This window comes from Nostoc sp. ChiQUE02 (genome assembly GCF_034531305.2).
In the GTDB taxonomy this organism is placed as follows: domain Bacteria; phylum Cyanobacteriota; class Cyanobacteriia; order Cyanobacteriales; family Nostocaceae; genus Nostoc.
Genome location: NZ_JAVRBN020000015.1, coordinates 87457 through 112389 on the forward strand (window position 1 = coordinate 87457; position 24933 = coordinate 112389).

Here is a 24933-nt window from a genome sequence, read left to right on the forward strand (position 1 = left end):
GGAATGGGTACTTTAATTGTTATTGGCTTGATAGTCGTTTACGGAGGCGGCGTTTGGAAGTTTTGGAATGGATTTGGACGGACTAATTTTAATCCCACTTTGACCAATCGCATTGGTTTATCTTTGCTATGGCCAGCTTTGTTTATTACAAATCAATCCTATCGTCGAAACTTTAGAAAGGCGTTGAAGGGCTAGAGTTTACTATTAAGTTTAAAGTCATCTGAACCTGATGGTGGCATATATCCCAATATAAATCCTAACCCACCAACCCCCTTTACCTACTAGGGAAAGGGGGTTGTGTTTGCTCATCCTAAAAGGAGAGGAATTAGGGCAGGGATAAGTTTGTAGTGTTTACAAGTGCAACCTGTTAGCAGTTGGAAAGTATTTCAGCTAATAAATTACTAATTATTTGCCATTGGTTAGCAGATGGATTGCTGCACCTACAGCTGCACCATCAACAGCATTGCCAAGGGTATCTTTGCTATCGCCAGTAATTACGCCAGTTGCTGCGCTAGCGCCTGCACCGACTCCGACATCTTGAACAACGTTCCGATGACGGCGATTGCGAGTGTTTCTCAGACCATTTGCACCATTGACAGCTGCACCAGTTACACCACCTTTAACAGCATTGCCTAAGACACTACCATTTCCTCTAACTGCTCCGGTGACCACATTGGTAACAGCCCCAATACCTGCATCTCTTAATACTTGGTCATCAGCAGCAGCCGGTTTAGCGGGAACTAATGTGACACCAGCTAAACTTGCAGCCATGAGGCTGGGTAGAAGTGTGCGCTTTAGGATATTATTCATTGTGTTACCTTCTCAAAACATCAAACAATTGGATAAAGGCAAAGTTACTGGAGTCAGAGAAAATCATACTTTTTGAATTGGACAACAGCAACTATCTATTGTTTGAGGACATATACATAATCGCATTTATAAAGTCATAACTGCATCACCTGAAAGCATGAATATAAATTAAGTCTTCAGAAGGCCTTGCTGATTTATTAGGCGATACTAGAGATTACACATTGACAAAATAAACTAAAGATGCAGTGTAGACTTTTAGTTATGAAAGTTTCATTTTTTCAATACTAACAAGTGATTTCTGATGATAAATCGTGTACTGTTTACCCTATCTATCTAAAGATTGTTGACAAAATAACTAAACTAACTAATGGGGGTTAATATTTTATGCTCTTACTTTAGCAGCCAAGCGTTGCGATCGTGCTTCTGCTTGCTGCGTAGACGCTCTTAGCAGCTTGTCGTTAGACATCGCTAGCATCATCAGACTTTGGAAATGGCAACTCTTTGGGAAATTCAGGATTGAGTTCGACAGGCCTCTCCCTGCCTTGAACTAAAGTTCAAGCCTGTCCCTCTCCGACTCGGAGAGGGACAGGTTTTGCGTAGTAAAACCAGGGAGAGGTCTTTTGGGTGGACATGATATGACCAGTCGAACTTACGTTAAAAAAATATCCAAATAGTAGAGGCGCACAACTATGCGCCTCTACCTGTGGTTTTCTGGCTTTATCAAGAGATGACAGAAGTAAATGCATAATGCAAAAAGCAAATGTCTACAATTCTAACTTCTCACCCCGAATCGAATAATCCAACAACTCCATCGGGTGAATAACTGAAATCTTTTTACCTTGCAACTGCAAATGCTTCGTAATTTGCAAAGTACACCCCGGATTAGCAGAAGCAATTAACTCAGCACCAGTATTCAACAAATTCTGTACTTTTTGCTGACCCAATTCTTCAGCAACTTCCGGTTGCAGCATATTATAAACCCCAGCACTGCCACAACATAAAGCTGCGTCTATTGGTTCTCTCAACTTCACCCCTGGAATTTGCCGCAATACCTGACGCGGTTGGACGCTAATTTTTTGTCCATGCAATAAATGACAAGCATCTTGATAAACCAAATTCAAGGGTTTATCAGTTAGTGGTGAAAGTTTTGCTGTTAAGCCAACAGTTGCTAAAAATTCTTGAGCATCTTTGACTTTAGCCGCAAAATCCTTGGCTTTTTCCCGATATTCTGGGTCATCTTCTAAAATGTGACCGTATTCTTTCAAAGTATGACCACAACCAGCAGCATTAATAATCACAAAATCTACATCAGTGTTAGCAAAACTATCAATCATCTGCCTTGCTAAAGCTTTCGCCTGTTCTGTTTGTCCTTGGTGTTCGGGAAGCGCTGCACAACAACCTTGAGATTTGGGAATCACAACTTCACAACCATTTGCTGTTAAAACCCGCACCGTTGCTTCATTCACAGGAGAGAAAAACAGCCGTTGTACGCAACCCAAAATCATCCCGACTCGGTAGCGCTTCTCACCTTTGGCAGGAATCACACTAGGCAAATTATCTTGAAAAGATTTGAGAGTAATTTCTGGCAGAATTGATTCCATTGCTGCCAAACGGGGCGATATTTTATTGAGTAAACCCGTAGCGCGAAAGAATTTAGCAAACCCCAACTTTTGATAAACCAATAACGGAACTAATAAAATCCGTAAAAGATTGGGATAGGGAAACAGAGAAAATATCAGTTGACGAAAAAATTGATCTGGCAAACTGCGGGGATAATTTCGTTCAACTTGATGACGAGTTGCAGAAATCAATTTGTCATACTGTACCCCAGAAGGACAAGTACTCACACAAGCAAGACATCCCAAACAAGAATCAAAATGTTCTACCGTTGCCGTATTTAGAGCAATCTCACCCTCATTAATTGCATCCATTAAATAGATGCGTCCTCTAGGAGAATCCATCTCCTTGCCAAGCACCCGATAGCTGGGACATGTCGAGAGACAAAACCCACAATGTACACAACTATCAATTAACTTTGGATCGGGCGGATGATTAACATCAAATCCCTTTAAATTCTTTAAACTAGCCGTATTACTAACAGAATTTTCTGAAACTTGCATATTTTTCCCTTTCCCCTCTCTATCTCAGCGTCCTCTGTGTCTCTGCGGTACGTTTTCTTCAAACTAAATCCCACCTATAAAACGACCAGGACTTAAAATATTCTTACTATCAAACTGTTCCTTAATACGGCGCATTAATGGCAAAGCATTCCCCGTATAACCCCAAACATCTATTTGTTCTTTAACCACCATTGGTGCTGCCAAAATTGTTAAAAAACCTCTATGAGCTTGAGTGCGTAGGCGCAGCCCGCCGTAGGCATCGCTTCCATTAGACTGTAGCTCATCGCGGATTTTCAAAACTTGATTTTTACTCTCAAATTGTAACAAACCTAAACCACTACTAATATGTATCAAACCCAACTCCACCTGAGTCAAAATCTCCACGGCAGCAGTAGGTAACACTCCTATTTTGCAGGTAATTACAGATTCTGTAGCAGTAGTATGTATTCGTTCTTGCAATCTCTGCCATAGATTAGCTTCATCATCATCTGCAAAAATTGCCCCATTTAAACCTAACTTTTGCCCTACTTCCAAAACTCGGTTTGATTGTTCTTTAACACTCTCACTAATACTTTGAAAGCGGGCAATTAATCCCAGTCCTTGACCCAAACCTAAACTAGATACCAATTTAGTTGATAGCAAATCAGCCTGAACTGGTGTTAACGCCGAACCTCGAAGGACATCAGCCGCTTGAGATACAGCCTCTGCACTACCCGTTAGTACCACCGTCCCCGATGCCTCTGGTAACGGATACAGGCGAAAAGTTAGTTGACTAATAAAGCCTAATGTGCCATAAGACCCAGTAAGCAACTTCATCAAATCATATCCGGCAACATTTTTAACTACTCTTCCCCCAGCTTTAGCGATTTGTCCATCAGCACGCACAAAGGTAATACCTAGTAACTGGTCACGCACACTACCATAACGTTGCCGCAGAGAACCTGTATCACCTGTGGCAACAATACCGCCAATAGTTGCCGACTCTGGTGCAGTGGGGTCAAGGGCGAGAAATTGCCGCGACTTTGCCAAAAGTGCTTGTAGATCAGAAAATTTCATCCCAGCTTCTACCGTGACAGTCAAATCGCCAACCGCGTGTTCAATCAGTTGATTGATACGTTCTGTACTGACTACAACATCAATGCCCTTAGCTAAACCACCCCAATTGAGTTTACTGCCACTACCACAGGGGAGGACGCGCCAGTTATTTGTGTGAGTTGTGGCGATGACTGCGGCTAGCTGTTCTTGGCTGCGGGGATAGATGATACAACTGGGAAGCTTTCCAGAAGCTATAGCCTGTTGAATACGTTTTTGCTGACCTAGTTCGATATTTTCCCAAAGGCAAACAGCATTTTCTTCGCCGACGATAGATGCAAAATAAGAAGCGCAGACGCCTTGCGGCTTGTCGTTAGACATCGCTTTGTTTGAGTTTATTTTTTTACGCCCTACATCTAATTTACTGGCTAACCTGACCAAAAAAGCGCATTGCCATTAATACACAATGGTTAATTCAGTTGCGAGTTCTGCTTTAAAAAGAGGCAAGGGAGCAACTCTCCTGCTCCCCTGCCTCTTTAAAATAAAAAATAGACTTCTTGCAAAAAACCGTAGCCTTAATGTTCCTAACAAATATTTGAGTGTTAGTAACGACAGCTTTAACATTACAGCCAAGGATGACGCGGTGGATTGACGTTGTTTAAGAAGTAATTACCAACAGCGTAATATTTCCAACGTACAGGATCGTGTAGGGTGTGCGCTCTCGCATTGCGCCAGTGGCGATCGTAATTGAACTCTTGCAAGGTGGACTTGGTACCTGCCAGTTCAAACAACTTGTTAGTTGCCAGCAAGGATGCTTCGGTAGCTAAAGCTTTAGCCTCAGCTACTGCAATAGAAGCCTCAACTACTTTGGCTTCTTCTAAACCAGAAGCGTTTGCCCGATCAATAAATTCACCTGCACGCTTTAACAGTGCTTCAGCAGCGTGAACCTGAATCTGCACCTGCCCAAGATTATAAATTGTTAGGGGATCTTCGTAACCATGTTCCAAATTACTATCAACCCAAGGGCGGGTATGCTTGCGAACAAAGCCGATGGTGTCTCGCACTGCGGCTTTGGCAATGCCAACATCCACCGCCGCTTGGATAATTTGAGCGATCGCACCCATAGGTGTAGCACGCTCAAAGGCTAAGTAATGGGGAATCACATACTCTGGTTTCACCTTCACATTTTCTAGAATGGTAGTGCCACTAGCAGTAGTTCGCTGGCCAAAACTACTCCAGTCATCGAGTAAGGTTAGCCCTTCGGCATCACGTTCTACGAAAGCAATTACTGTTTTGCCTTCGTCATTAGCTGCAATCACGGGAATCCAATCTGCTAACAGCGCCCCAGCTGAGTAAAATTTGCGCCCGTTGAGGACATATCCATCACCAGATTTTATTAAGCGTGTTTGCACGTCGGTTACAGATTTAGTACCAATTTCCGAAAAGGCATTGCCAAACCGCTTGCCTTGCAATACCAAATCAAAGAAAAAGCGTTTCTGTTCCTCCGTACCGTCCAGTCGAATTGCTTCCACCATATATAGGTGATTTTGGGGAATTTGTCCCAGGCTAGGATCTGCCTCGGAGATAATTTTGATGACTTTGGCGAGGGTAGCATTAGAAACAAACGCCCCACCATATTCCTTGGGTACGGTGATTCCCCATAAGCCACTAGTAGAGAACTTTTTCACCTCTTCATAAGGTAAACGCCGCTGCTGATCGCGTTCTGAATCACCTTTGACAAATTCAGCCGCTAGTTCCTTAGCGATCGCGATCGCTTCAGCATCACTAGTAATCACATGCGCTTTTTGCTCAGAAGAAATTACTGTTGTCATATAATACTTACCTTTTTATCTTTCCACAGACGCGATTCATCGCGTCTCTACTGATTGATCGCGTCTCTATGCAACTACCAACTCTTCAGTTGTCCGGCGATGAGCTGCAATTTCTCGTACTAAAGGAATTACAGTTTGACCAAATGCTGGTAAGTCATCTGTATAATGCAGAAAACCACCAAGAATTAGATCAACACCAATTTCGTAGTATTGACGAATGCGATCGGCAACTTGCTCAGTCGTGCCAATTAATCCGGTTTTGAAACCGTCGTTGTACTGAACTAAATCAGAGAAATTGGAGTTTGCCCACATTCCCTGGCGATCGCGAGTGGAAGCGCCGGCTTGTTTCACTGCTTCCCCAAACCCGTGAACTGCTTCTACATCTGCTTTCGCGATAATTTCTTCTAAAACTGCATGGGCTTGGGCTTCGGTATCCCGGACTAAAATAAAGGCATTCAAGCCAAATTTCACTTTTCGTCCTTCTTGACGCGCCAGTGCAGAAACTTCTTCAATCTGCTCACGCACTCCTTCTAATGTGTTGCCATTCATGAAGTACCAGTCAGATACGCGGGAAGCCATTCGCCGTGCAGCTTTCGAGTTTCCACCTTGAAAGATTTCCGGGTGAGGCGAACTGATGGGTTTGGGTTTCACCCAACCACCATTGATGCGGTAAAAGTCCCCCCTAAAGTGGAACTCTTCCTCAGTCCACATCCCTTTGAGAACGCGAATAAATTCTTCAGAACGACGGTAACGCTCATCATGATCTAACCAGTGTTCACCGTAGATGGTGAACTCATCTTTAAACCAACCGCTGACAACATTCAGGCAGAAGCGACCATTGGAGATAGCATCAATGGATGAACCCATCTTGGCAACGACACCTGGATGCCACAATCCTGGGTGAACAGCTGCAATCAATTTTAACTTCTGAGTCACTGGTGCTAAAGCAGCTACGGTGGTGAGAGCTTCCAGTTGATATTCAGCACCATAGCTGGCAATAAACCGGGCTTGTGCCAAAGCGTAGTCAAATCCTACCTGTTCAGCAGTTTGGGCTAGTTGGGCGTTGTAATCGAAAGTCCAATCTGTGCGTTGGGCTATTTTGCTGACAACCAACCCCCCACTGACGTTAGGAATCCAATATGCAAATTTTATATCCATGTTTTACACCTCTGTGTGCGATCTGATTCTGTTAGTTATCTATTCAGGTTTTAGAGGATATTTTAAAAGTTCTAAAAAGTATAATTTTGCTGTTCTCACTTAGGTTCAATTCGACGATAAATTAAGGTTTTAGCCTTGTGCTGACATACTTTTCTGTGCTAAATAAAAGTGAAAAAACCCTTTTAAAAGCTCCTCTAAAGATGTGACTTAATCACCCAATTTCTAATGTTTTTTTGGCATGTTTCAACTGTTTCCAGAGAATGTGAATTTGTTTGTAAGCTTCTTCTGGAGAAAGTTTGCCACCAGTTTGTAGATTACAGATGTAGCTAACACGTTGAGAAAACTCTTGGAGATTAGCATTAAATACCAAATACTCTGGCTTAAACTGCCCATAGTATGAACTACGAGGATATAAAAAATCACACAGTTCCGATAGAAAATCAGATTTTGGATTCATATAAGTTGAGGTTTATTAGGTAATAGCAAAATTCAAGAAACTCTTCGATCTTATAATTGCCATTTTAAAACTTCAGGAGAGAAAGTAGTAAATGAGTAAATTTCACTCATCTACTACAGGTAGAGTTAGGAGACAATTTACAGATGTATAACATCTTGAATGAGAAAAATCATAGATTACAGCAGTGTTAGTTTAATAGACTAGAGAGGTTTGGAGAGAGGTCTGAACGTAGTCTATTCATTTGAATATCGCTATAAAAATGTAATTATTGAGAATAAATTTATGTTGCTCCGATTAACTTTTAGAGAAAGGTAGCAGATGGGTATAAATTACCCATCTGCTACAAGCAAACGGAGGTACAAACTTGATTATTTAATTGGCATGAACCAATTCTTGAGGCGCTGCGGCATCATATTCTACAGCTTTCACAAATTCCTTGAGAACGTCTTTGAGTCTTTGCTCAATTTCCTCATCTAATAGCACGCTATTATCAGCTTGTCGTTGAATTTGTTTGTCTACTGCATAAACTGTAGCTAGGATATGCCGCGCTCCTAATTCAGATAAGACAGGTTTCAAGGCATACTCAATAGCCAATAAGTGAGCGATCGTCCCACCAAGGGCAATTGGTAACACGGGTTTACCTGTCAATGATTTTTGTGGCAGCAAATCTAGAAATGTTTTGAGCACTCCTGTATAAGCAGCTTTGTAAATTGGGGTGGCAATAATCACACCATCTGCCTTTGCTAGTAAAGCTTTTGGCTGTTCCAAAGCAGGGCTGTCATATCGTCCAAAAACTAAATCTTCAGCAGGTAAATCTCGAACTGAAATAATGTCTACATGCAAGCCTTCTTGTTGTAAAAGCTTGGCAGTGTATTCGACAACGCCATAGGTTCTAGATGGATGAGTTGGACTACCTGCGATCGCTAAAATATTTGCCATTCAATTCAACTCCTATGTATTAATGGGGATTGGGGAACTCGGGGCCCCCTTTAGAGATAAGGGGCAATGGGTATTAGGGACTGGGGAAGAGGCAGCAGGGGAAGAATAACTATTGGTTATTTACCAATGCTCCATACCCAATACCCTAAACTTTACTAGGATATGGATGTGGCTTTCTCCTTATGCTGCTGCTTAGGAAAATCTTCATTTGCAACAATCTCGCCAAATGGACTCAACACATGTTGCTTCTCCACTGTCGGTAGATTTTCTAAGGGCAAATGGGGAAATAGAAGCTCTGCAACTCGATAAGCTTCCTCTAAGTGAGGATAGCCAGAGAGGATAAATGACTCAACACCTAAATCTGCATATTCCAAGATCCTGGCCGCTACGGTTTGGGGATCACCTACTAAGGCCGTTCCCGCACCACCCCGCACCAAACCAACTCCCGCCCACAGGTTCGGGCTAATCTCTAATGCCTCACGATTACCGTGGTGTAATTGAGTCATCCGGCGTTGTCCTTCTGAATCCATCCGGGCATAAGCTTTTTGGGCTTTAGCGATCGCCTCGTCATCTACATACTTAATCAATTGATTCGCCGCATCCCAAGCTTCACTCTCAGTTTCGCGCACAATCACATGTAGGCGAATCCCAAACCGCAAAGTTCGACCTTCTGCTTCTGCAAGTCTGCGAACTGATGCAATCTTCTCGGCTACTTGTGCTGGTGGTTCGCCCCAAGTTAGATAGACATCTATATGCTTGGCAGCTATTTCTTGGGCGATGGGAGAAGAACCACCAAACCACAAAGGTGGATATGGCTTCTGAACAGGTGGAAACAGCAGCTTACCATCCTGAATGTTGAGATAGTCGCCTTGGAGATTGGCTTGTTCGCCACTAGCGATCGCTCGCCAGACTGTCAAAAATTCATCTGTTAATTCATAGCGCTGATCGTGATCCAAATGCAAGCCATCTCCTGCTAACTCCACGGGATCGCCTCCTGTCACGACATTAATCAGCAGGCGTCCTCCAGAGAGGCGATCAAAGGTCGCCGCCATCCGTGCTGCCACTCCAGGTGATACCAAGCCCGGACGAATCGCCACCAAAAAACGCATCTGTCGTGTCAGTGATACCAGTGTTGACGCTACAATCCAAGCATCTTCGCAAGAGCGCCCCGTGGGCAACAATGCCCCTGTATAACCAAGGTCATCCACCGCTTGGGCAATCTGCCGCAGATAAGGAAAGCTTACTGCCCGTCCGCCTGTAGCAGTTGCAAGGTAACGTCCGTCGCCGTGGGTTGGGATGAACCATAGTAGCTGCATGAGTCCTGTCCTTCTAAACTACGGTAATTCGATAGAAATACCGTGCTTTATTTATAGTTTTTAGAGTATCACATATTCCACTTAACCAAGCAAGAAGTTTTTCATAAAACTCCGGTATCTCTATCAAAGCAATGTATATTGAGCCGTGTTCGATCGGGTGGCGATCGCAAAAATTGGGGATTGATTATTGCCCCTGCTCCCCGTTCCTCTGCATCTTTCTGTCTCTAGGAAGAATACAGCAATGACAGGTTTGTGTATATTAGTTTACTTATTCCTAACCTTCTGTTAAATTAACCTTAATGTACGCCAAACCTATTGATTTGCTGTAGTTAGGTTTTCAACGACAAATATGAGTAGCTATGCAGCCTGCTGGCAATAGGCGCAAAATTCCGTTTTATCTCTAGGAGAAATAAGGCAATGGGGCCGATGTTTATTGCTGCCAACGATTGGCCACATATAGCGTTTAGATTGTCTTTGGCGCTCCTGGTGGGTTGCTTGATTGGATTTAACCGTCAGCAAGGGGGTAGACCAGCAGGGATGAGAACATTTATGCTCGTGAGTATGGGGGCAGCATTATTCGTGATGATTCCTTTGCAGGCTGAGGGCGAGAGTCCCTATGCTGCTACCAATGCCCTGAGTCGCACAATTCAAGGTGTAGCTACCGGGATAGGATTTCTCGGAGCCGGATTGATTTTACAAGAGTCTCCGAGAAAATCTGCGACCCCAAAAGTAAAAGGTTTAACTACAGCAGCCTGTGTCTGGACAGCAGCCGGGTTGGGAGCTGCGATCGGCTGTGGTCTGTGGCAAATGGGATTATTGGGAGGCTTACTGACCCTGATTACCCTAAGTGGGGTAAAGCGGCTCAATCGCGCATTTGTGTTTCTGACGAGTCAGGGTAAACAGGGGACTACTCAGGATCTAACAACCACCTCTGATGAAGATGATGATTGACCATCGTTACACTAGATCCACAATTTAGCCAACACTTCTGATGAAAACCCGATCGCTCTCTAATCTATGCACAACATGCAGGTGTACTGTTCAAAATCAGATCAAGTCGATCTTGATTCCCGTGCAGTATTTTGTTATCAAGAAATGCAGAGGGCAGGAGGCAGAAGGCAGAAGGGAATTATGATTCCTGCCCACAGAAGAGACCGTACCCCTACGGGGAAGCAAGCTACGCGCAGCGTCTCCAAGAGTTGGGAGTAAGGGTTTAAGACCCCCACCAAATTGAAAATTTGGTGGCTCAAGTTTTAGGAGGGGTCGGAATCTCCTTCTAAACAAAACCTTCTGCCCTCTGCCCTCTGACTTCTGCCTTCTTCAATTGTTAGCTAATTTTAATCAGTTTTTCAGGGAGAATTCAGGGAGATCGCTGATTATCGTCATTAATAGTAGGGAATGCCGTACTGGAATTGATTGGCCAGTGAACCGGAAAATAGAAAATAATAGATATATGGACAAACGGTATTTTTTACAGGCTAGTGCAGTAATAGTCGGCACGGCATTGTTATCAAGGTATATCAAATGGGGGCCAGAAGAGATGACAACTTCTAAGAGCGGATTTGAAATTACTAAACCTGAAGAAGAGTGGCGCACGATTTTAACGCCAGAACAGTTTCGTGTATTGCGTAAACATGGGACTGAACGCGCTCACACCAGCCCATTGGATAAGGAATACGACAATGGTACTTATTATTGTGCTGCGTGTGAACAGCCACTGTTTACCTCTGATACCAAATTTAACAGTGGTACTGGCTGGCCCAGCTTTTTTAACCCGATTGAAGGTGCGATCGCCACTACTGTAGATAGGTCGTTGTTTATGACCAGAACTGAAGTGCATTGTAGTCGTTGTGGTGGTCATCTGGGTCATGTTTTTGATGATGGCCCTGCACCCACTGGTAAGCGCTACTGTATGAACGGTGTTTCGCTGAAGTTTACTCCTGCCTAATTTAGTTGCGTAGGCGTAGCCCGCACTTCTCTACGAAACGCTGCGCGTAGCTTGCTTCCCCGTAGGGGTACGGCAAGCTCAGTGACCATCGTAGACATCGCACGCATAGAGGCTTGACCAAGGGTGAATAAATTTTTGACAATAACTTCTCCTACTCTGTGCTACTGGACGAAGTATTGTCAATTTAAGGAAATGCAACTCTTGGTCTTCGCTAGAACTATTTAGCTAAATCGTCCTATTTGTTTGGGTCTTTTTTCTCCTTTTTGTCTTTGGGATCTTTTTTAGGTTTTTTAGCTTCTTTATTACTTTTTCTTTCCTTCGACATCAGCGTTCTCCAACTAGGTTAATCAGTAAAAGCTTTCACATTCTGCCGTCAGGAAATCAGGAGATGACTTACCTGATATTCTTTTAAGGCAAAAAAGAAAGTATCAGACATAAATGCTACTAACTACCATGATACGGTGTTGTTTGATTTTCTTCTTACAGCCTTTTTCATCTATTTGAATCAAAATCTTCTGTAGGGGCGTATAGCTAGCTGTGCGCCCCCGCTTATTTACAACGTTGCTACAAGTTCCTGCAAGCGATCGCTTCCATTGCCAAAGACGGCCCAACCATTCTCTGGGTAGCAACTTTTGCTTAAGTAAATGACATTCCACTTTACGAAAATTTTTTTATCTGAAGTACTATGATTGGGTAAACGACGCTGTAGCCGACGTTTTATCCAAAAGTTATTCCTAAAGAAGTTGAACCTACCTTGCTCACGATCCGCTTCTGAGTCTGCAAGGTTTTGTCTCTTTTTTCTCCAGAGCGATCGCCAAATTGCATCCGACACTTTTGTCGGATAATCTGCACACAACTGACCTCGAAGCATTTCAACCAAAGCACCTACTACCTCAACACCCGTTGGGCCAGCGCCTGCGATCGTAAACGTGATGAATCAGATTCCTTTAGAAAAAAAGGTTTTGTCCATTTACCCAAGCGCTGGTTGTAGAGCGACCTTCAGATGGTTCAACCAATATCGTCGTCTCAGTAAAGATTATGAGCGAGGCTAGAAACTTAATAATAGTTCTCATAATGAGTTTATGACAGCCGTCGGCTACCAAGCAATGCGGGTTCTAACCCCCCTGAAGAGTTACTAGAAAAGTTATGCCAAATTGGCGTGACGTATGCAACTAAAATCTGGTATAGATTTTATAGTTCAATATAGTAATAACAATAGCTACGTTTAGTTATATACAACGTAACTATTACTAACTTTAAGTGTTAGGTTACACAAATTTGAACTCTTATCAATTACCAATGTGGTGTTATTAGGGGTACATTTTTAGATATGATATTCACTCATTGCATAAAGATAACGACGCCACTAACTTGCAAAACAAATAATCAATCAAAACTACCGTGTGGTGCTCGATACAAGAAGACGTTAGTTTAAATATCCGGTTTTTCAGGACATAACTTGTCTAGAATTATCAAGGCAAACTATAACAATTAAACAATTGCTTAAGACAACTCAAGCATAAATACAAACTAGTGCAAACATAAGAGTTGCACCATGCATCCCGAACCACACCATAGGTGAAGAGTACTTATCTGAAAAGTATTGCTATGCATCCAACTAAATCCCGTAGTTAGGAGCAAATACTCTCTGTCCCTTAAAATCATTGGGATGTCTGTTGCTTTACGCTTGTATATATCTTGAACTCAATTGTTTGCTAAATATCATTTTTTAGCATGGGCATTTTTGCGATTTCAACTATGTCCATATCTAGACAGAGCAACTGTAATATGGGGATAAAATTCAGAGAAAAGGAGGTAGTTTAAAAATTAAATCTTTGTTGACTTATCAAATATAAAATGGACAAAATACTTAGCCGTGCCAATTCTCTATAAATGATTATTCAATAGGACATTCCAGGCATACAAACATCATTTTTTAACTTACTTGACGATATTAAATATTCTCTGAATGGATATTTATGTACAAAACGGATGATTCTGTAGCTTGCTCAGGAGGTCTTTTGAAGTATGAAACTCTTACTTAGAATTTTTCAAAAATTTAGTGCAAGTTTATTAAGAAAGCTGCTAGAGCTAAAAAATACGCACTTATTAATTTTTGATATCATTATTTTTTCAATTACTCCTTTATTAGCGCTGCTTATCCGTTTAGACGGCTCTCTCGATATTGAAGCAGACATATCACAACTAGGAATCGCAACTCTACTATTTTTATTAGTTAAACTAATTGTATTTTGGAGTTTCGGTTTTTATAGGCGCTACTGGCGCTATGCCAGTATTGAGGAACTGACATATATAGCTATGTTGATGGTAAGTGCAATAGTCATCCAAAGCATGACATTTAATGTTCTTCATCACATATTGCCTTTTGTAATAGATAATCTGCCGCGATCGCTACCATTCCTTGATGGGTTATTGTCCTGTATTTTCATAGGAGGGCTGCGTTTCAGTTTTCGAGTTGCGGAAAGATTCATTCAACGACAAGTAGTATTTAACCCAAGGGAACGGGTGCTGATTATTGGTGCTGGTAGTGCTGGAGTTTCCCTTGTGCAAGATATGCAAAGCAACCCTCAGTTGGGTTTTCATCCTGTTGCCTTCATTGACGATGACCCTCGAAAATTAAATGTACATATTCGTGGCATTCCAGTAGTTGGCGATCGCTACCAAATTCCTAATACTTTGAAATCTTCCCAAATCCATAAAGTTATTATTGCGATGCCTACGGTTGCTGGACATGTCATTCGGGAAATCGTAGATATTTGCAAAGCAACTGGAACGCAAACTAGCACCTTACCTGGAATACATGAAATCCTCAATGAGCGTGTGCGGGTAGATAGCATTCGGGATGTAAGGATTGAGGATTTGCTCAGGCGAGAACCTGTACAAACAGATATTGAGCAAGTACATAAATTTATCAAAGGTAAGATAGTACTTATTACAGGTGCAGGAGGGTCAATTGGTAGCGAACTCTGCCGTCAAATTTTCAAATGCCGCCCTGCGGAAATAATACTTATGGGACACGGAGAAAATTCCGTGTTTAATCTCCAACAAGAATTAGAACAACTGAGCCGAGTGCTCAAAGACGATGGCAAAGTACAACCATATACCCCCCGTCTTTATACCTTTATTGGTGATATTCGCTATTGCGATCGCCTAAAACACGCTTTTGAGCGATTTCAACCTGACGTGATTTTTCATGCGGCGGCTCATAAGCACGTTCCGTTGATGGAATTAAATTCACCAGAAGCAATCACTAACAATGTGCTTGGGACAAAAAATTTATTGGATATGGCCCTGCAATACAATGTTCGACATTTTGTGATGATTTCTACAGATAAAGCTGTTAATCCTACTAATGTTATGGGGGCCAGTAAAAGAGTTGCTGAAATGTTAGTACTGCAAGCTGCAAGAGAAAGTGGCAAACCTTATGTTGTTGTGCGTTTTGGCAATGTTTTGGGTAGTCGCGGTAGTGTAGTTCCCACTTTCAAAAAACAAATTGCTTCAGGTGGCCCAGTAACCGTTACCCATCCTGATATCTGTCGTTATTTCATGACTATCCCGGAAGCAGTACAACTCGTTTTACAGGCAGCAGTACTGAGTCGTGGTGGTGAAGTCTTAATGCTGAATATGGGTGAACCTGTAAAAATTGTTGACTTGGCGAAGGAATTAATTCGCCTTTCGGGATATGAAGTAAACAAAGATATTGAGATTTTGTTTACAGGCTTACGACCTGGAGAGAAGCTATTTGAAGAACTGTTTATTGAGGGAGAAGAGTATGAATCTACCCAACATGAAAAATTGTTTCTGGTGAAAAATAGCAGTCGGATTGTTTCAGAAAATCTGGCTATTCTTGTGGAAAAATTATGTACAGCAGCAACTAAAAATGATGCTAACTACATTATGTTCCTTCTGGAACAACTTGTGTCAGGATACAAACCTAAATACTTAGAAAATAATACACCAACAAATATTTTCACAAATGGTGCTGTAATCGCAGCTTCAAATAAAAATATCCTAGCGAAAATGGAACCTGGAGGGGCTTAATCAACTAGAGCATTTGACATTTCTCTTTATATAGTTTTCATCAAAAAACTCTACAGTAATTTACGAATCAACATGAAATTAATGCATAAAACTAGAAACTTACCACAGGTTTTAGATAGAGGATCTGCTAGGAAATCCGGATATTTTTCTTTCAAAAGAATGGCAAGAGCTTTTGTCAGAAGAACATGTGACTGGTCAATTGGAATTTATACAGGCGAATCTCTTTTTGATTTCGTTTCTACAGAAAATATCAAAAATCCAGTTTTGACTGCCAAAGATGTAACGGATGTAATAGCCGAATTTGTTGCCGATCCATTTATGGTTTGTAATGACGGTATTTGGTATATGTTTTTTGAAGTGATGAATAGTCTTACTAATAGAGGAGAAATAGGATTAGCAACTAGCAATAATGGATTCCATTGGAATTATCAACAAATAGTAATGAAAGAACCATTTCATTTGTCTTATCCTTATGTATTCCAATTTCAAAATGAATACTATATGATTCCAGAAAGTTATAAAGCTAATTCCATTCGTTTATACAAAGCAGTTGATTTTCCAACTAAATGGACATTTTTAAAAACTTTAATAGATGACGGAGATTATGTAGATACTTCTGTTTTTAATTTTAACAAAAGGTGGTGGATGTTTACATCATCATCACAAAGCAATATTCTGCGTCTGTACTATGCCCATGACCTAATGGGGCATTGGATTGAACATCCTCAAAGCCCTCTTATAGAGAATAACTTAAATATAGCTAGACCAGGAGGAAGAGTTGTATTCTACGATGGACAAATTTTTCGATATACCCAAGATGATGAGCATTTCTATGGTAATCAAGTGCGAGCATTTGAAATCACCGATTTGACAACAACAACTTATGAAGAAAAAGCAGTCAAAGATAATCCAATTATCAAAGCAAGTGGTTATGGGTGGAATAAAACCGGAATGCATACTATCGATCCTCACAAGCTTGATAGTGGCAAATGGATAGCCTGTGTAGATGGTTATCAACTCATTGTTGTGTTTAGTATCAAACTGCAAAATTGGATGAGGCTAATCACTAAAGCAAATGCAACAACATAAACCACTAACACTACGCGGTAACTTTTCCTGGACTTTCGCTGGTAACTTAGTTTATTCAGCTTGTCAGTGGGGAATGTTGGTAATGCTGGCTAAACTTGGCAGTCCAGAGATAGTAGGGCAGTTTACCTTAGGGCTGGCGATTACAGCACCTGTAATCATGTTTACAAATCTTCAGTTGCGAATTGTCCAAGCAACAGATGCCAGAAAACAGTATCCTTTTAGCGATTACCTGGGGCTGAGGCTAATCTCGACAGCTTTAGCGCTTGCGATCATTGCGGTCATTAGTCTGTCAGGCGGGTTTCGATGGGAAACATCTTTAGTTATCTTCTTGATCGGTTTGGCAAAGGCATTCGAGTCTATTAGCGACATATTTCATGGACTGATTCAGCAGCACGATCGCATGGATCGGATTGCAATGTCGTTGATGATTAAAGGCCCTCTATCACTGCTACTACTGGGCATTGGAGTATATATGTCTGGCCATGTTCTGTGGGGAGTAGTGGGGTTGGTCTTTGCTTGGGCAGTGGTGTTAGTCGGCTGCGATATTCGCAGTGGTATCTTGATGCTACAGAGGTCACAATTGCAACCACGCTGGCATCGAAAAACCCTAATAAAGCTGGTATGGTTCTGTTTGCCTCTGGGATTTGTAATGATGCTAATTTCACTCAATACCAATATTCCCCGTTACTTTATTGAACGATATTTGGGCGAGCGGGAATTGGGGATTTTTGCAGCCATTGCCTACTTGATGGTGGCAGGAAACATGGTAGTAAGTGCCTTAGGGGAGTCAAGCATTTCCAGGCTAGCTAAATATTACGCAGCTAAGGATGCTATAGCTTTTCGTACACTCTTGCTCAAACTGATAGGAATTGCTGTCTTAGTGGGTGTAACAGGTGTTTTGGTGGCTGCTGTTGCTGGAGGGCAGATCCTGACTTTCGTGTATCGACATGAATATGCTGAGCAGACAAATTTGTTTATTTGGCTGATGGTTGCTGCTGGGATTAACTATATATCGTCCTTCCTGGGCTATGGAATGACAGCATGTCAGTACTTTCTCATCCAAATGCCTTTGTTTGTGACTGTGGCAACTATCTCAACCATAGCTTGTCTGTGGCTGCTACCCAGTTTGGGATTGCTAGGGGCTGCGATCGCACTAGTTATTGCAACTATTATCCAAACAATTTTTAGTTTAGGAGTTATCTTCCATGCACTACACAAACTCTAGAGATATCCAGAAGGTGGATCAGCATTCAATACGTGTCCTCCATGTTGTTGCGGGGATGAACAGGGGTGGAATTGAAACCTGGCTAATGTACATTTTGCGACACATTGATCGCGATCGCTTCCAGATGGATTTTCTAGTTAACACAGCCCAGCCCAGCGCTTACGATGAAGAAATTCGTACCCTTGGTAGCAAGGTTATTCCATGTCCTCATCCGTCACAACCCTGGTTGTATACTCTTAATTTCAAACGCATCTTACGTGAGTACGGCCCTTATGATATTGTTCACAGCCATGTTCATCACTTCAGTGGTTATATCCTCCGTCTAGCACAGCAAACTGGTGTGCCGATCCGCATTGCCCATAGCCACGTTGATTCTTTCTTACTTGAGGCGAAGGCGGGATGGTCTCGGCGTTTGTATCTAAGTTTGATGGAACGATGGATTGCTTTATATGCAACTGAGGGTCTAGCATGTAGCCGCAAAGCAGGAGAGGCTTTGTTTGGTCTAAGCGATCCGCCCTGGCGGGTGCTTGACTGTGGAGCTGACCTGAAACCCTTTCAGGCTGTTGTTGATCCAGTTACTGTACGTGCTGAATTCGGTATACCTAAAGATGCCTTAGTCATAGGTCATGTTGGCAGATTTGAGCAACCAAAAAATCATCAGTTTCTTGTAGATATCTTTGCAGAGGTCGCCAAGCGAGAACCAAAGATGTACCTCTTATTGGTAGGTAATGGATCGTTGCGCCCAGATATAGAGCGGAAAATCATGCAGATGGGCTTAACAGACCGTGTAATTCTCGCAGGCGTTCGTCCTGACGTACCCCGACTTATGTTAGGCGCTATGGATATATTTCTGTTTCCATCTCTCTACGAAGGGCTGGGCTTAGTATTAATCGAGGCACAAACAGCAGGGCTACCTTGTGTGTTCTCAGATGTTGTTCCTGAGGAAGCAGATGTGGTCAAGCCTTTGGTGCGAAGAATGTCTCTGTCGGAACCAGCTTCTGCTTGGGCTGAGGCAATCCTAGCTGCAAGCAAGACTGGATCAGGAATGAGCCAAAGAAAAGCTTTTGAGATTATTGAGCAATCCTCATTTAATATTCACAATAATGTTGAAACTTTGGAAAAAATATACTTAGAAAAAGTGCATTTATCCAAAAATAATTATTTTTAAATATTATACAAAGTTAAAAATATTGGTGTAAAAAAATGTCAAATAGCATCATTAAACAAACATTAAAACAGGATTTTTGTAATGACATAATTCTCTTGCCTATTGATTTAGTATTGATTTTTTGTACTACATTTTCTGGAAAAAATAAAACTGTATATGAAATTCCTTTCTTTTTGGCTTTTTGGACTATAGTTTTTGTCCTGAGAAGAAACTTTATTTTAAAGCCAGCAGAAATTTTTGCTCAAATATTCATTGTTATCGCTCTCCTACCTATTTTTATTCAATTTTATCAATACAGTTTTGACTATTATTTTGGTGCTGTATCAGTAATTCTATATGTTAATATTCTTGTTTTTGGAACTCATGTAATCGAGCGAGCGCTCAGTGATAGTCCAGGTTGTAAAATAGTTCGATGGCTGCCTGCCATCACACTAATTTTTCTTGGAGTATTATCTCAACAGTTTACTGGAAACGATCCGAGACAATCCTTTGTATTTGGGCCCAATATTTACTACAGGATTATTGGAACTATTTTCTTGCTAAATCTCGTGTTGGTTCACAAAAACTATTCAGGAAAGAAAGAAAAAATTTCAATATTTAGTTTAATAGTTACAATATTTTGTCTAGCTATTGCACTATCTCTAATGATTAAAACAGGTTCTAGAGGTGCAACAGTAGTAGGAATTGTTATGACATTATCTTTCCTTTACACACTATTATCTATTAGATTAAAGTGGCTAAAATTTGCTAGTGTATCTATAATATTTTCTTTTTTTGCATTCATTATATATTCAAGTTTTTCTAAATCTCTTATTGATTCTAGAGTATTTTGGTTTTACGATCGAGGTGCCTCCTCTGGTTCTATTGCAGCCAGAGAAGGATATTGGCAAAACTTGCCATCTTTTTTTCTAAAAGATAATTTTTTATTCGGTGAAGGAAGCAACTACATATATTCCTATCCTCACAATATTTATTTAGACCTGCTATATAATGGCGGCTTTTTACCCTGTGTCATTCTTCTAGGATTTACTGCAATGTATGGAATATTTTTATGGAAAGGAAAAATAAATCGTAGCTGGAAGATTATCACTCTAGTTTGTTCGCCAATTTATATAGGTTCTTTATTTTCTGGAACATTATATGACAACTATTCAATTATCAGCCTCATATTTGCATTGCCAATTTTGATCCAAAACCAAGTTCCTACTATATCCACAAAAAATCAAAGGGTTTGATAGAGATTTAAATCTATAGTTTAAACAGGAGAGAATCACTTTTATGCATGAATTTGATGAATTTCAAATACGGTCAACTGTTATCCTATATGTTGCACCAATTACACACAATCGGATTACTGGGTTAACACCTGCCATAACACCATTAGTTAATGTCCTGCAAAATTTAGGAGTGCAAACTGGACTGTTGACTACTTCTACACTAGGGCGCTATGAAAATCCCGAACCATATCCAGTTGTTTATATAGAGGATTTACCTCTTTATCCAGGCATAGCCTCAATGCCAGAACCATTAAATAAACCCAATATAATTGTTTTCCAAAGTACCTATGTTTTGAATCATATTCCACTCGTGTATGAGGCTTTGCAACGCAATATTCCCTATATAATTACGCCTCAAGGCGGGATGACAGAGAGAGCGCAGCAGCAAAAAAAACTGAAGAAAAAGGTAGGCAATCTTTTATTTTTTAACTGGATGGTGCGAAATTCTGCTGCTTTGCATTGTTTAAATGAACAAGAAGCCATAGAGGTGAAAAAAACTTGGAATCATGGTACATTTATAGTTGGAAATGGAGTCAATATACCGCAACGTAAAGTATTGGCATCTCCAGGGAGTAAACCAGAATTAAAATTTGTCTTTTTAGGAAGGCTTGATATCAACCATAAAGGATTGGACTTTTTGTTAGAAGCTTGTGCGCTGCTACAAGAAAAATTGAGACAATCCAAAGTTCAGATCCTTTTATACGGGTCTGATATAGCCGGAAGTAAGGCAAAACTTGAGAAGATGATAAATAAATATCAACTTGAAGATATTGTTCATCTCAATAAACCAGTTTTGGGAGATGCAAAGCAGGAAGTTTTCCAAAGTGCAGATTTGTTTGTACATACCTCACGTTTTGAAGGACATCCAATAGCAGTTTTAGAGGCTTTATCTTACGGAATACCTTGCTTGCTCACACCCGGTACTAATATGGCGGATGAAGTGGAGGCTGCTGCTGCTGGATGGTCGGTAGAGGCTACTCCAGCAGCGATCGCTAAAGGTATGCAAGATATTTTAGCCGCGCGATTAGAACTCCCAAAAAGAGGACAGGCGGCACGAAATTTAGTAGAAGAAAAATATTCCTGGAACCAGATTGGCAAGCAGTCACTTAGAGAATATTTCAACCTATTGAATCAAAATTAGAAAAATGCAGATGTAATTGTTAAGTTCAATAATTCTGTAGAGGTACAACGCTGATGGATACTCGCACATTAATTTATTTACATCAATATTTTTCTATTCCCACAGTTTCTGGCGGCACAAGATCCTGGGAGTTTTCGACTCGTCTTGTTCAAGATAAATGGCAAGTCTGTATGTTTTGCGGTGACTCAGAAATTCATGGAGTTTCCACCGCTCATATCCTGAAATTATTCAACACAAAAAATGTTAGTTTTGAATTAAATGCCATTCCTTTAAAATACAGTAACCACATGAGTTTCTCGCGAAGAATTTTGGCATTTTTGAGTTTTGCTGTTAGGTCTTCTTTACAAGTCCTGCGAGAACAAAAAGCTGACCTCACTTTTGCTACTAGTACACCGCTTACTATTGCAATACCAGCTTTGTTGCGAAAATGGTTGCATGGCACCCCTTATGTTTTTGAAGTCAGAGACCTCTGGCCAGAAATGCCAATAGCTGTGAAAGCTGTACGCTCACCATTAGCTATATTTTTGGCTCGGCGATTAGAACTGATAGCCTATCAAAATGCTTCTCATATTGTGGCGCTTTCTCCTGGTATGAAAGAAGGCATCGTCAAGCAGGGTATTTCTCCTGATAAAGTAGAAGTGATTCCTAATGCTTGCGATAATGACCGTTTTAATATTTCAGAAACAATTGGATTAGAGTTTCTCCGTCAACATCCCGAATTATCTGGCGGGCCTTTGATTGTTTACACCGGTACATTCGGGCATATAAATGGAGTCAACTACTTGGCTTATTTAGCAAGTCACATGAGAAATATCATACCTAAGGCTAAATTTCTGGTGGTTGGTTCAGGTGTCTGTGAAAGTGAAATCAGAGAAGCTAGTCGTCAATTAGGAATTTTGGAAAAAAACTTCTGGATGTGGCCACCTATTCCCAAAGCTGAAATGCCAGCACTTCTTTCTGCATGTACCGTTGCCACCTCCTTGTTTAAGCCAATTCCTGAGATGGAGCATAATTCAGCTAATAAATTCTTTGATGCGCTAGCTGCCGGGCGTCCGGTTGTGATTAACTATGGCGGCTGGCAAAAAGAGATTCTCGAACAGTCTGGTGCTGGTATTAGCGTTTCTAGCAACGATCCAAAAGTTGCTGCAATTCAACTTGCAAAATTTTTAAATAGCTCTGAGTCCTTGCAAAGTGCTCAGACTGCCGCAAGAAAACTTGCAGACACAGTGTTTGATCGGGATATTTTGTACAAGAAACTAGCAAATGTTTTTCAGAAGGTTTTAAATGAAACGCATTCTGGCATTTAAAAAGTGGAAGCCTTGGTCGAAAATAAAATTCTTACGTTGTGCTGAAAAGTTAATAGCAGCCGTTGGTATTGTTGTTATGTCCATCGTCTTTATGGCAACAAATACAGAAGTTATTGCAGAAGATATATACCCTCAAAGTAACGAATTTCCGCTAGGCCTATACTCTATACACGAAGCAGAAGATATGCGGATGGTGGGGCAATTCGGATGGAAGATCGCCCAGACTTATAATTTTACTCCCTCTTTCCTTAAGACTGTGGCAGAGGGTCAGATGCTCGCTCTTGCCAGCTTGCCAGGTGAATATGAGCCAATCCCAGAGGCGGAAGCGGCAGACAAGATTGCTACTCTTGCTAAGAGCGATCGCGTGGCGTGGTGGGAATTTCCCGAAGAACGGCGCTATTGGGAAGATGGAGAAATGGCGATAGTCACGAACTACGCGAATTGGACACGCAAGTATGACCCAAAAAAGCGACCAAATTATATGTACATCCCCAGCCACTACGATGCTACGAGTGTGCAGCAGTATGTACCTTACTTGGATATCATTCCCGCCAGCGTTTACACCAATTACATACGGATGCCACATGCATGGGTGCGGTGGCGCATGGAAAGCACAGTGAAAGGGATCGAACTTGCACAAGCCAAAATAGGCCCTGACTATCTGAACGGAGAAAAAACTCCTGTGGCGATTCTGGAACTCTTTCACGAATCGGGCGATGCGATCGCCACAACCGAAGGGGCCTATCACGACTTCTGGCAGTCTATCGTATCTGGTGCTAGGGGGATTCTGATTTTTTCTTACTGGCACGAGCGCGATCATCCGTATCTAAAAAGTGTTTTGCAAACGTATCATAAGGCTGCTGGAGAGATCGTAGGGCCAGAGCAACTCGGCTCGGCTATCTTGTATGGCACGAGGCTGGATGATGTGAGCTTTGAGATCCTCGCTGGGCCAGAAAGGACAGAGGAGTTCTACACCTATGGCATGGAGGAGCCACTCAGCTTTCCTTCTATTAATCTCCTGACAACTATTTGGAATGAATCTACTTACGTTATTGCCGTCAACTCAGCAAATGAACCTGTTTCGGTTAGTCTTACTGGTCTTCCTAATACATCCACGGAAGCAACTGTTCTATTTGAAAATAAGACAGTTCCCCTTACCGATGGAGTATTGAATACCAAATTTCAACCACTCGGTGTACATATCTTCAAAATTGCTGACAACAGCAGTAGCAGCAAAGTCTTAGAAGGGGAAAAGCAAGCTATCTGCGCTCAATTTATTCATTGAGAGCGATATACCTTGGTTGTTGATTGTTTCTTTTACAAAAGTCAAGAATACAGCTATGAACAGCAAATATTTGCAGCGACATATTTTCAGAAAAAATAGCAGATTAATCAAGTCTATATTAGATAGATTTGTAGCAGTGATCGCCTTATTGGTTCTTTCTCCGGTGATATTGATAATTGCGATCGCAATTTATTTCCGCATGGGTTATCCGGTGCTGTTCACCCAACCCCGTCCTGGTAAAAACGCTCGTATTTTCAATTTTTACAAGTTCCGCACTATGACGGATGAACGCGATGCCAAAGGCAATCTTCTCCCTGATGAGAAACGCCTCACGCCTTTTGGTGAATTTCTTCGTCAAACCAGTTTGGACGAACTCCCACAACTTTGGAACGTCCTCAAGGGTGACATGAGTTTGGTGGGCCCTCGTCCTTTACTAGTACAGTATCTTGACCGTTACAGCCTCGAACAAGCACGCCGCCACAATGTTAAACCGGGTATCACAGGTTGGGCGCAAATCAATGGTCGCCGATTATTAGATGGATGTTGGGAAGAGAAATTCAGATTAGATATTTGGTACATTGACAACTGGAATTTATGGTTGGACTTGAAAATTCTGATTTTAACTCTGTTCAAAGTTTTCAAAAAAGAGAATATTAGCCAAGAAGGCTACGCTACAGGTGAAGAATTTCAAGGTAGTACTAGAGAAGTATGAAATATTATTGTACAAACTCTCAATAAATAAGGTAGAACACAGAGAAAAGTCCGAG

Annotated in this window: 22 protein-coding genes and 1 pseudogene; 13 read left to right on the forward strand and 10 right to left on the reverse strand. The window is 41.4% G+C overall.

The window, feature by feature from the left end; genetic code table 11:
* Positions 1–3: 3 nt before the first annotated feature.
* Entirely contained in the window at positions 4–195 is a 192-nt protein-coding gene (locus RM347_RS17345; RefSeq protein WP_109011982.1) for a hypothetical protein, read from the forward strand.
* Positions 196–405: 210 nt separating this feature from the next.
* On the opposite strand, the gene RM347_RS17350 is transcribed toward RM347_RS17345, so the two are convergent.
* From RM347_RS17350 to ssuD, 8 genes are all read right to left on the reverse strand, one after another.
* A complete protein-coding gene (locus RM347_RS17350; RefSeq protein WP_322717643.1) occupies positions 406–810 on the reverse strand; it encodes a hypothetical protein in 405 nt (134 codons plus the stop codon).
* Positions 811–1574: 764 nt separating this feature from the next.
* Positions 1575–2930 (reverse strand): (Fe-S)-binding protein, encoded by a 1356-nt coding sequence (locus RM347_RS17355; RefSeq protein WP_322717644.1) that lies wholly within the window; start codon positions 2928–2930, stop codon positions 1575–1577.
* A gap of 63 nt (positions 2931–2993) precedes the next feature.
* Positions 2994–4343: an FAD-binding oxidoreductase gene (locus RM347_RS17360; protein WP_322717645.1), complete on the reverse strand. Its 1350-nt coding sequence runs from the start codon at positions 4341–4343 to the stop codon at positions 2994–2996.
* A 242-nt stretch (positions 4344–4585) separates the two neighbouring features.
* Positions 4586–5794: an SfnB family sulfur acquisition oxidoreductase gene (locus RM347_RS17365; protein ID WP_322717646.1), complete on the reverse strand. Its 1209-nt coding sequence runs from the start codon at positions 5792–5794 to the stop codon at positions 4586–4588.
* A gap of 66 nt (positions 5795–5860) precedes the next feature.
* Positions 5861–6952 carry a dimethylsulfone monooxygenase SfnG gene (sfnG, locus tag RM347_RS17370; RefSeq protein ID WP_322717647.1) on the reverse strand — a complete coding sequence of 364 codons (1092 nt, stop codon included), beginning with the start codon at positions 6950–6952 and terminating at the stop codon, positions 5861–5863.
* 211 nt (positions 6953–7163) lie between these two features.
* The gene (locus RM347_RS17375; protein ID WP_322717648.1) at positions 7164–7409 is read right to left on the reverse strand and encodes a DUF7219 family protein; all 246 of its coding nucleotides are present in this window, start codon (positions 7407–7409) and stop codon (positions 7164–7166) included.
* A 372-nt stretch (positions 7410–7781) separates the two neighbouring features.
* On the reverse strand, positions 7782–8348 hold the full coding sequence (ssuE, locus tag RM347_RS17380) for an NADPH-dependent FMN reductase (protein ID WP_322717649.1): 567 nt from the start codon (positions 8346–8348) through the stop codon (positions 7782–7784).
* Positions 8349–8503: 155 nt separating this feature from the next.
* Positions 8504–9664: an FMNH2-dependent alkanesulfonate monooxygenase gene (gene ssuD / locus RM347_RS17385; RefSeq protein ID WP_322717650.1), complete on the reverse strand. Its 1161-nt coding sequence runs from the start codon at positions 9662–9664 to the stop codon at positions 8504–8506.
* Positions 9665–10081: 417 nt separating this feature from the next.
* On the opposite strand from ssuD, the gene RM347_RS17390 reads away from it, so the two are divergent.
* Positions 10082–10615 (forward strand): MgtC/SapB family protein, encoded by a 534-nt coding sequence (locus tag RM347_RS17390; RefSeq protein ID WP_322717651.1) that lies wholly within the window; start codon positions 10082–10084, stop codon positions 10613–10615.
* A 502-nt stretch (positions 10616–11117) separates the two neighbouring features.
* Positions 11118–11612: a peptide-methionine (R)-S-oxide reductase MsrB gene (gene msrB / locus RM347_RS17395; protein ID WP_322717652.1), complete on the forward strand. Its 495-nt coding sequence runs from the start codon at positions 11118–11120 to the stop codon at positions 11610–11612.
* A 428-nt stretch (positions 11613–12040) separates the two neighbouring features.
* On the opposite strand, the gene RM347_RS17400 is transcribed toward msrB, so the two are convergent.
* Both RM347_RS17400 and RM347_RS17405 read right to left on the reverse strand, forming a co-directional pair.
* Positions 12041–12268, reverse strand: coding sequence for a hypothetical protein (locus RM347_RS17400; protein ID WP_416211884.1), 228 nt, complete (start codon positions 12266–12268; stop codon positions 12041–12043).
* The gene (locus tag RM347_RS17405) at positions 12166–12492 is read right to left on the reverse strand and encodes a hypothetical protein (protein WP_322717653.1); all 327 of its coding nucleotides are present in this window, start codon (positions 12490–12492) and stop codon (positions 12166–12168) included. The genes RM347_RS17400 and RM347_RS17405 overlap by 103 nt, the downstream gene beginning before the upstream one ends.
* 81 nt (positions 12493–12573) lie before the next feature.
* Between RM347_RS17405 and RM347_RS17410 the strand changes: the two are divergent.
* The 10 genes and pseudogenes from RM347_RS17410 to RM347_RS17455 all read left to right on the forward strand — a co-directional run.
* Positions 12574–12658: pseudogene (locus tag RM347_RS17410) on the forward strand (IS5/IS1182 family transposase); the annotation flags it as partial.
* A gap of 982 nt (positions 12659–13640) precedes the next feature.
* Complete coding sequence (locus RM347_RS17415; RefSeq protein WP_322717654.1) at positions 13641–15674, forward strand: polysaccharide biosynthesis protein; 2034 nt, start codon at positions 13641–13643, stop codon at positions 15672–15674.
* A 72-nt stretch (positions 15675–15746) separates the two neighbouring features.
* Positions 15747–16763, forward strand: coding sequence for a glucosamine inositolphosphorylceramide transferase family protein (locus RM347_RS17420; protein WP_322717655.1), 1017 nt, complete (start codon positions 15747–15749; stop codon positions 16761–16763).
* On the forward strand, positions 16750–17988 hold the full coding sequence (locus RM347_RS17425; RefSeq protein ID WP_322717656.1) for a lipopolysaccharide biosynthesis protein: 1239 nt from the start codon (positions 16750–16752) through the stop codon (positions 17986–17988). The genes RM347_RS17420 and RM347_RS17425 overlap by 14 nt, the downstream gene beginning before the upstream one ends.
* Positions 17969–19156 (forward strand): glycosyltransferase family 1 protein, encoded by a 1188-nt coding sequence (locus RM347_RS17430; RefSeq protein WP_322717657.1) that lies wholly within the window; start codon positions 17969–17971, stop codon positions 19154–19156. Before RM347_RS17425 ends, RM347_RS17430 begins: the two co-directional genes overlap by 20 nt.
* 35 nt (positions 19157–19191) lie before the next feature.
* Complete coding sequence (locus RM347_RS17435) at positions 19192–20391, forward strand: hypothetical protein (RefSeq protein WP_322717658.1); 1200 nt, start codon at positions 19192–19194, stop codon at positions 20389–20391.
* A 43-nt stretch (positions 20392–20434) separates the two neighbouring features.
* Positions 20435–21574 carry a glycosyltransferase gene (locus tag RM347_RS17440; protein ID WP_322717659.1) on the forward strand — a complete coding sequence of 380 codons (1140 nt, stop codon included), beginning with the start codon at positions 20435–20437 and terminating at the stop codon, positions 21572–21574.
* Positions 21575–21627: 53 nt separating this feature from the next.
* Positions 21628–22881, forward strand: a complete 1254-nt coding sequence (locus RM347_RS17445) for a glycosyltransferase family 4 protein (RefSeq protein WP_322717660.1) — start codon at positions 21628–21630, stop codon at positions 22879–22881.
* Positions 22859–24166, forward strand: a complete 1308-nt coding sequence (locus RM347_RS17450; RefSeq protein WP_322717661.1) for a hypothetical protein — start codon at positions 22859–22861, stop codon at positions 24164–24166. Before RM347_RS17445 ends, RM347_RS17450 begins: the two co-directional genes overlap by 23 nt.
* A 55-nt stretch (positions 24167–24221) precedes the next feature.
* Positions 24222–24878, forward strand: coding sequence for a sugar transferase (locus RM347_RS17455; protein WP_322717662.1), 657 nt, complete (start codon positions 24222–24224; stop codon positions 24876–24878).
* The last annotated feature ends 55 nt before the right edge of the window (positions 24879–24933 follow it).

Bases quoted from the DNA above. Each gene is read 5' to 3' on its own strand.
- RM347_RS17345 (WP_109011982.1), top strand. From the start codon at position 4: ATGGGTACTTTAATTGTTATTGGCTTGATAGTCGTTTACGGAGGCGGC.
- RM347_RS17350 (WP_322717643.1), bottom strand. From the start codon at position 810: ATGAATAATATCCTAAAGCGCACACTTCTACCCAGCCTCATGGCTGCA.
- RM347_RS17355 (WP_322717644.1), bottom strand. From the start codon at position 2,930: ATGCAAGTTTCAGAAAATTCTGTTAGTAATACGGCTAGTTTAAAGAAT.
- RM347_RS17360 (WP_322717645.1), bottom strand. From the start codon at position 4,343: ATGTCTAACGACAAGCCGCAAGGCGTCTGCGCTTCTTATTTTGCATCT.
- RM347_RS17365 (WP_322717646.1), bottom strand. From the start codon at position 5,794: ATGACAACAGTAATTTCTTCTGAGCAAAAAGCGCATGTGATTACTAGT.
- sfnG (WP_322717647.1), bottom strand. From the start codon at position 6,952: ATGGATATAAAATTTGCATATTGGATTCCTAACGTCAGTGGGGGGTTG.
- RM347_RS17375 (WP_322717648.1), bottom strand. From the start codon at position 7,409: ATGAATCCAAAATCTGATTTTCTATCGGAACTGTGTGATTTTTTATAT.
- ssuE (WP_322717649.1), bottom strand. From the start codon at position 8,348: ATGGCAAATATTTTAGCGATCGCAGGTAGTCCAACTCATCCATCTAGA.
- ssuD (WP_322717650.1), bottom strand. From the start codon at position 9,664: ATGCAGCTACTATGGTTCATCCCAACCCACGGCGACGGACGTTACCTT.
- RM347_RS17390 (WP_322717651.1), top strand. From the start codon at position 10,082: ATGGGGCCGATGTTTATTGCTGCCAACGATTGGCCACATATAGCGTTT.
- msrB (WP_322717652.1), top strand. From the start codon at position 11,118: ATGGACAAACGGTATTTTTTACAGGCTAGTGCAGTAATAGTCGGCACG.
- RM347_RS17415 (WP_322717654.1), top strand. From the start codon at position 13,641: ATGAAACTCTTACTTAGAATTTTTCAAAAATTTAGTGCAAGTTTATTA.
- RM347_RS17420 (WP_322717655.1), top strand. From the start codon at position 15,747: ATGAAATTAATGCATAAAACTAGAAACTTACCACAGGTTTTAGATAGA.
- RM347_RS17425 (WP_322717656.1), top strand. From the start codon at position 16,750: ATGCAACAACATAAACCACTAACACTACGCGGTAACTTTTCCTGGACT.
- RM347_RS17430 (WP_322717657.1), top strand. From the start codon at position 17,969: ATGCACTACACAAACTCTAGAGATATCCAGAAGGTGGATCAGCATTCA.
- RM347_RS17435 (WP_322717658.1), top strand. From the start codon at position 19,192: ATGTCAAATAGCATCATTAAACAAACATTAAAACAGGATTTTTGTAAT.
- RM347_RS17440 (WP_322717659.1), top strand. From the start codon at position 20,435: ATGCATGAATTTGATGAATTTCAAATACGGTCAACTGTTATCCTATAT.
- RM347_RS17445 (WP_322717660.1), top strand. From the start codon at position 21,628: ATGGATACTCGCACATTAATTTATTTACATCAATATTTTTCTATTCCC.
- RM347_RS17450 (WP_322717661.1), top strand. From the start codon at position 22,859: ATGAAACGCATTCTGGCATTTAAAAAGTGGAAGCCTTGGTCGAAAATA.
- RM347_RS17455 (WP_322717662.1), top strand. From the start codon at position 24,222: ATGAACAGCAAATATTTGCAGCGACATATTTTCAGAAAAAATAGCAGA.